The organism is Streptomyces sp. NPDC088194, from assembly GCF_040702025.1.
GTDB lineage: Bacteria > Actinomycetota > Actinomycetes > Streptomycetales > Streptomycetaceae > Actinacidiphila.
The window spans coordinates 1-6,835 of sequence record NZ_JBFBIV010000183.1 but is presented as its reverse complement, the minus strand read 5'-3'; the positions used below and the strand labels follow the sequence as shown (position 1 = coordinate 6,835).

General features: G+C 72.5%; 5 protein-coding genes, 1 tRNA gene and 1 other RNA gene. 1 reads left to right on the top strand and 6 read right to left on the bottom strand.

Annotated elements, in window-relative coordinates:
• Positions 1 to 110 precede the first annotated feature (110 nt).
• The 6 genes from AB0399_RS40035 to ffs form a co-directional block, all read right to left on the bottom strand.
• Complete coding sequence (locus AB0399_RS40035) at positions 111 to 1,385, bottom strand: aspartate kinase (RefSeq protein ID WP_328465980.1); 1,275 nt, start codon at positions 1,383 to 1,385, stop codon at positions 111 to 113.
• A gap of 209 nt (positions 1,386 to 1,594) precedes the next feature.
• The gene (locus tag AB0399_RS40030) at positions 1,595 to 2,266 is read right to left on the bottom strand and encodes a DUF5063 domain-containing protein (protein ID WP_329374168.1); all 672 of its coding nucleotides are present in this window, start codon (positions 2,264 to 2,266) and stop codon (positions 1,595 to 1,597) included.
• Positions 2,267 to 2,429: 163 nt separating this feature from the next.
• Complete coding sequence (recR, locus tag AB0399_RS40025; RefSeq protein ID WP_328465981.1) at positions 2,430 to 3,029, bottom strand: recombination mediator RecR; 600 nt, start codon at positions 3,027 to 3,029, stop codon at positions 2,430 to 2,432.
• A 221-nt stretch (positions 3,030 to 3,250) separates the two neighbouring features.
• Positions 3,251 to 3,586, bottom strand: a complete 336-nt coding sequence (locus AB0399_RS40020; protein WP_103890964.1) for a YbaB/EbfC family nucleoid-associated protein — start codon at positions 3,584 to 3,586, stop codon at positions 3,251 to 3,253.
• A 289-nt stretch (positions 3,587 to 3,875) separates the two neighbouring features.
• Complete coding sequence (locus AB0399_RS40015; protein WP_366414636.1) at positions 3,876 to 6,377, bottom strand: DNA polymerase III subunit gamma and tau; 2,502 nt, start codon at positions 6,375 to 6,377, stop codon at positions 3,876 to 3,878.
• Between the two features lie 162 nt (positions 6,378 to 6,539).
• Positions 6,540 to 6,636, bottom strand: an RNA gene (gene ffs / locus AB0399_RS40010) — signal recognition particle sRNA small type.
• Positions 6,637 to 6,708: 72 nt separating this feature from the next.
• On the opposite strand from ffs, the gene AB0399_RS40005 reads away from it, so the two are divergent.
• Positions 6,709 to 6,796, top strand: a tRNA-Ser gene (locus tag AB0399_RS40005).
• Positions 6,797 to 6,835 lie beyond the last annotated feature (39 nt).

The window sequence follows — 6,835 nt, the reverse complement described above, 5'->3', positions numbered from 1 at the left end:
TACGAGGACAACCCTCCGCCTTGCGATCGCACGCACCAGACGCCACGGGCCCCGCCCTTTGGGCGGACGGCGCTACTTCCAAAACACGGCCTAGCCGTTCACCAGCACGTTCAGCGGCCGGTGCCGCCGTAGACGACCGCCTCGTCGCTGTCGCTGTCCAGCCCGAACGCCGAGTGCACCGCCTGAACGGCCGGCTTCACGTCGTCGATCCGGGTGACCACGGAGATCCGGATCTCCGAGGTCGAGATCAGCTCGATGTTCACCCCAGCGTTGGACAGCGCCTCGAAGAAGGTCGCGGTCACCCCCGGGTTGGTCTTCATCCCGGCCCCGACCAGCGAGAGCTTGCCGATCTGGTCGTCGTAGCGCAGGGAGTCGAAGGCGATCACCGTCTGCGCCTTGGTGAGCGCCTCGATCGCCTTGTGCCCCTCGGCCTTCGGCAGGGTGAAGGAGATGTCGGTGAGCCCGGTGGCCGCGGCCGACACGTTCTGCACCACCATGTCGATGTTGATCTCGGCGTCCGCGATCGCCCGGAAGATCGTCGCGGCCTCGCCCGGCTTGTCCGGTACCCCGACCACGGTGATCTTCGCCTCGGTCGTGTCGTGCGAAACGCCGGAGATGATCGCCTGCTCCATCGGCCTGTCTCCTTGGGGTGGTTCGTTGCTGACCCAGGTGCCCGGAAGCCCGGAGAACGAGGAACGGACGTGGATCGGGATGTTGTAGCGGCGGGCGTACTCCACGCAGCGGTGCAGCAGCACCTTCGAGCCGGAGCTGGCCAGCTCCAGCATGTCCTCGAAGGCGATCCAGTCCATCTTGCGGGCCGTCTTCACCACCCGCGGGTCGGCGGTGAACACCCCGTCGACGTCCGTGTAGATCTCGCACACCTCGGCGTCCAGCGCGGCGGCCAGCGCCACCGCGGTGGTGTCCGAGCCGCCCCGCCCCAGCGTGGTGATGTCCTTCTTGTCCTGCGACACACCCTGGAACCCGGCCACGATCGCGATGTTGCCCTCGTCGAGCGCGGTCCGGATACGGCCCGGCGTCACATCGATGATCCGCGCCTTGTTGTGCACCGAGTCGGTGATCACGCCGGCCTGGCTGCCGGTGAAGGACTGCGCCTCATGGCCGAGGTTCTTGATCGCCATCGCCAGCAGCGCCATCGAGATGCGCTCACCGGCGGTCAGCAGCATGTCGAACTCGCGGCCGGACGGGATCGGTGAGATCTGCTCGGCGAGATCGATCAGTTCGTCGGTCGTGTCGCCCATCGCCGACACCACGACGACCACGCGGTGGCCGGCCTTCTTGGTGTCCACGATTCGGCGGGCGACCCGCTTGATGCCTTCGGCATCGGCGACTGAGGAGCCGCCGTACTTCTGCACGACAAGGCCCACGTGCGCTCCTCGCTCAGGGTGGATCAAGGGTGAATGCGGTCGGCCCATTTTAACGAGCCGCCCGCGACCGCCCCGCCCTTATCACATGCTGAGACACAGGGTTCACCAGGTGATCACCGCCATACGGAGGCGGGCGAGCACCGGGCGATCACCGCGCGCGACGGCGAGCACCGGGCGATCACCACGCGCACCGGGCGATCACCGGGTTTTCACTGCCGGCGGCGGCGCAACCCCATCGTGCCGAGCTCCGCCTCCATCACCCGGCCCGCCTCGCGCGCCAGCTGCTCCTCGTCCTCGTCGCCGCCCGTGTCCAGGCCGTCCAGCTCGTCCAGCGGGCTGTCCTGCCGTACGTGCGCCACCAGCGACTGGAGCGCGCGCAGCGACGCGCTGACCGTAAGCCCCCAGCTCGACAGGTACGAGAACTGCCACCACCACAGCGCCTCGGACACCCGGCCGGCCCGGAAGTGCGTGAGGCCGTGGGCCAGGTTCGCCACCACGTCGGCCAGGTCGTCGGAGATCCGGCAGGCCACCGGCGTCGACCGCGGCACGTACGGGTCGAAGACCTCCGAGTACACGTCGATCGGCTCCAGCAGCGTGGCCAGCCGCTGCCGCAGGTCGTCCTCGTCCGGCTCAGGACCGGCGTCCGGTTCGTACCGCTCGTCCGGCACGATGTCCTCGTGCGCGCCGAGCCGCCCGCCGGCCAGCAGCAACTGGGAGACCTCCAGCAGCAGGTACGGCACCGCGCTGTCCGGGTCGTCGCCCTTGGCGACCTCGCGGACCGAGAGGATGAAGCTCTCGATCTGGTCGCTGATCTGGACGGCGAACTCGTCCGGTTCCTGCGGCTCCGGCGTCGGCCCCGGGGCGTCCGGCCGGCCCGGCAGGGCGCTCCCGCCCGCGGCACCGCTCCTGCCGGCGGCCGGGCCGCCCGCGCCCGTACCGCCCTTGCCCGCGGCTGCTCCCGCTCCCGCCACGTCCTTGCCCGCCACGCTCACGTTCCTGCCGCTCCCGCTCTTCCTCGCCCGCGCGTCCTCGTCCACCACGGCGTCAGACATCCAGCAACCGCCTCCCTTCGAAGGCCCGCCCCAGCGTGACCTCGTCCGCGTACTCCAAGTCGCCACCCACCGGGAGTCCACTGGCCAGTCGCGTGACGCGCAAACCCATGGGCTTCACCATGCGGGCCAGATACGTGGCCGTCGCCTCGCCTTCGAGGTTCGGGTCCGTGGCCAGGATCAGTTCGGTGACGGTGCCGTCGGCGAGGCGGGCGAGCAGTTCCCGTATCCGCAGATCGTCGGGGCCGACACCCTCGATCGGGCTGATCGCGCCGCCCAGTACGTGGTACCGCCCGCGGAACTCCCGGGTGCGCTCGACCGCCACCACGTCCTTGGGCTCCTCGACCACGCAGATCACCGCGGGGTCGCGCCGCGGGTCGCTGCACACCCGGCAGCGCTCCTCCTGCGCGACGTTCCCGCACACCGCGCAGAACCGCACCTTCGCCTTGACCTCGGAGAGCGTGTGCGCCAGCCGGCGTACGTCGGCCGGGTCGGCCTGCAGGATGTGGAAGGCGATCCGCTGCGCGCTCTTGGGCCCCACGCCCGGCAGCCTGCCCAGCTCGTCGATCAGGTCCTGCACCACGCCTTCGTACACGCCGTGCCTTCCTTCGGATCTTCGGGGCCCACGGAGCTTCTGGCCTGGGGGTCGGGGGTCGGGGGTCGGGGGGTGAGGGTCGGGAGCCGGGGATCGGGGTCCGGGGCGGGGAACCGCGGCCGGACCTTGAGCGCCGGACCGAGTCGAACGGGCCGAACCGGCAGAACCGGTCCAACCGACCGAACCGGCAGAACGACGTCAGGCGGAGCGCCGGCTCAGGCTCAGAACGGCAGCCCGGGCATCCCGCCCAGCCCCTGGGCGAGCGGGCCGAGCTTGTCCTGCTGGAGCTTCTGCGCCGACTCGTTCGCGTGGTGCACCGCGGCGACCACCAGATCGGCGAGGGTCTCGGTGTCGTCGGGGTCGACCGCCTTCGGGTCGATGACCAGCCCGCGCAGTTCGCCCGCACCCGTCACCGTCGCCCGCACCAGGCCGCCGCCCGCCGAGCCCTCCACCGTCGTCTCGGCCAGCTCCTGCTGGGCCGCCGCGAGATCCTGCTGCATCTTCTGCGCCTGCTGGAGCAGCGCCTGCATGTTCGGCTGACCACCACCGGGGATCACGGAATCGCTCCTGCCTGTGCCGTCTGTTGTCTACGGGCCCTGCGAGTACTGCGGCTCTACGGGTTTTACGGGATTGCCGCGTGTTTTACGTGACAGGGCGAGCCTACGTGCTCGTACGGCCCAGCGCCCTACGCCGTACGGAGGATCGGCGCGGCGCGCACCCCTCCCCTGGTCGCACGCACCGCCGTACCCACGTCGCACCCGTGCCCGTACGTGTACGCGGGCCGGTGCACGGGCTTCTGCGCGGGCCTGTGCGCGTACGCCCGCCGACGCCGGTGCGCACCCGCGCTCAGTCGTGGCTGATCTCCTCGATGACCGTCGCGCCGAGCCCCTTGATGAACAGGTCGTGGCCGCTGAGAGCCGGTGCCGAATCCACCAGTTCCGGGTCGTCCTCCTCGGGGATGTCGTCCTCGAGGGGCGGGGGTTCGGCGAAGGAGGAGCCGCCGGGGTACGGACGCGGGTCGCCCGCACCCGAGCCCATCCCCGGGCCGGCGCCCTGGCCGCCGCCGGGCACGGCGGTGCCGCCCTGGCCCTCCCGGCGAGGGGCGGGCGGGGCGGCGGCGGGCGGGGCCGAGCCGTACGCGGAGGGCGCGCCGCCCTGGCCGTTCGGCTGCTGACCGGTGGGCGGTCGGCCGGGGCCTTGACCTGCCGGGCCCTGGCTCTGTCCTTGGCCTTGCCCCTGGCCTAGGCCCTGTGGCGGGCCGCCCGGGCCGCCGGGTGCCTGCGTCCGAGGGGGACCGCTGCGGCCTCCGCCACCCCCGGGGCCGCCTCGCCCGCCGCCGTCGCTGCCGCCGCCACCCGGGTCGACCAGGGTCTCGATCTTCCACCTCGCCCCGGTCACCGCGCCGATCGCCTGCTTCAGCACGTCCTCGCTGTCGCCGTTGGCGAAGCTGTTGCGCGCGCCGAGGTTGTCGAAGCCGAGTTGCAGCGTCTCGCCGTCGAAGCCGACCACCCGGGCGTTGTTGAGCAGCAGAATCCAGGTGAGCCGGCGGTGCTTGACGGCCTCCAGGATCTGCGGCCACAGCTCGCGGACGCGGGAGGAGTCGCCGATGGGGCCGCTGGACGCGGGGGTGGCCGCGGCGGCGGGCGGGGGCGCGGATGCTCCGGCCGGCGGGCCGGACGGGGGCTGGTGTGCCTGCTGGTGCGTCTGCTGGTGCGGAGGGTTCGACTGGGACGGGCCGGCCGTGGTCGGCCACGCACCCGGGCGCGGGGCCGGCGCGGGGGAGGCGGCGGGCGCACCCGGCGCGGCGGAGGTCGGCCACGCACCCGGGCGCGGGGCGGAGGAAGGGTCGGGGGCCGCGTCCCCGCTGTCCGGCACGGGCGGTGCCGGCGGTACGGGCGCGGGTGGCGGCGACGCGGGGGCCGCTGGGGCCGCGGGCTGCTGCTGCGCCTCCGGCGCGGGGGCGGGAGCCGCGGGTGCGTACGCAGGTGCGGGGGCGGGTGCCGCCGGGCCCGTTGCCGTACGGCCCAGTGCGGCCCTCGCCGCCGCCGGACCGGACGGGCCCGCGGGACCGCCGCCGTACGCCGGACCGCCACCCGGACCCGCGACACCGCCGGCCTGGGCCCCGCCGGGCGCGTCACCGTAGCCGGGCCCGCCGCCGGGAGCCGTCGCGGCGTTCGCCGGACCGCCGAGGCTGACCCCGCGCTCCAGCCGCTCCAGCCGCGCCTGCAACGAGCGTTCGTCCTCGTACGCGGCCGGGAGCAGCACCCGGGCGCAGATCAGCTCCAGTTGGAGCCGGGGCGAGGTCGCGCCGCGCATCTCCGTCAGTCCGGTGTTGACCAGGTCGGCCGCGCGGCTCAGCTCGGCGGCGCCGAAGACCGACGCCTGTGCCTGCATCCGCTCGACCACGTCCCGGGGCGCGTCGATCAGCCCCTTCTCCACCGCGTCCGGCACGGCCGCGATGATCACCAGGTCGCGCAGCCGCTCCAGCAGGTCCGTGACGAACCGGCGCGGGTCGTGCCCGCCCTCGATCACCCGGTCCACGATCCCGTAGACCGCCGCGCCGTCGCCCGACGCGAACGCGTCCACGACCTCGTCGAGCAGCGCCGCGTCCGTGTAACCGAGCAGCGCCGTCGCCATCGCGTACGTCACACCGTCGGTGCTCGCGCCCGCCAGCAACTGGTCCATCACCGACATCGAGTCCCGCACCGAGCCGGCCCCGGCGCGCACCACCAGCGGGTACACCCCGTCCTCGACCTGGATCGCCTCGTGCCCGCACACCTCGGCGAGGTAGTCCCGCAAGGTCCCCGGCGGCACCAGCCGGAACGGGTAGTGGTGCGTACGCGACCGGATCGTGCCGATGACCTTCTCCGGCTCGGTGGTCGCGAAGATGAACTTCAGGTGCTCCGGCGGCTCCTCGACCACCTTCAGCAGCGCGTTGAACCCCGCCGACGTGACCATGTGGGCCTCGTCGATGATGTAGATCTTGTACCGGCTGCCGGCCGGCCCGAAGAACGCCTTCTCGCGCAGATCGCGGGCGTCGTCCACACCGCCGTGCGACGCCGCGTCGATCTCGATCACGTCGATCGACCCCGGGCCGTTCCGCGCCAGGTCGCGGCACGACTGGCACTCCCCGCACGGAGTCGGCGTCGGTCCCTGCTCGCAGTTCAGGCAGCGCGCCAGAATCCGCGCGCTCGTCGTCTTCCCGCACCCCCGCGGGCCGCTGAACAGGTACGCGTGATTGACCCGGTTGTTGCGCAGCGCCTGCTGCAACGGGTCGGTGACGTGCTCCTGCCCGATGACCTCGGCGAAGGTCTCCGGACGGTAGCGGCGATACAGAGCGAGTGACACGCCTCCGAGACTAGCCGGGCCCACCGACACCGCGCCCCACCCCGCGCCCCACCACGGGTCCGCCTCGGGTCTCACCCGGGTCCGACTGCGGCCCTGCCGCGATCCGGCCGAGGTCTCGCCGCCCCGACACCGCCCCACCGGACCCGAAAACGCCCCCGGGCATGCGAAGACCCCCCACGCACCCGCCAGAGCCCACTTACCCTTGCTGCCTTCCGGCCCTGGGGGAGTTCAGCGAGATAGCGCCACGTGAGGGGCTGCGCCCACCCTACCCCACCCCCCGCCCTCCGAACGAGTTCGCTCCCACCCCCCTCCACCCTGTAATGTCTCCCCCGGAGGATTCGCCTAGTGGCCTAGGGCGCACGCTTGGAAAGCGTGTTGGGGGCAACCCCTCACGAGTTCGAATCTCGTATCCTCCGCCAGTGCCTCACCGGGCACGACGTCGATGGCCCCCACTGCTC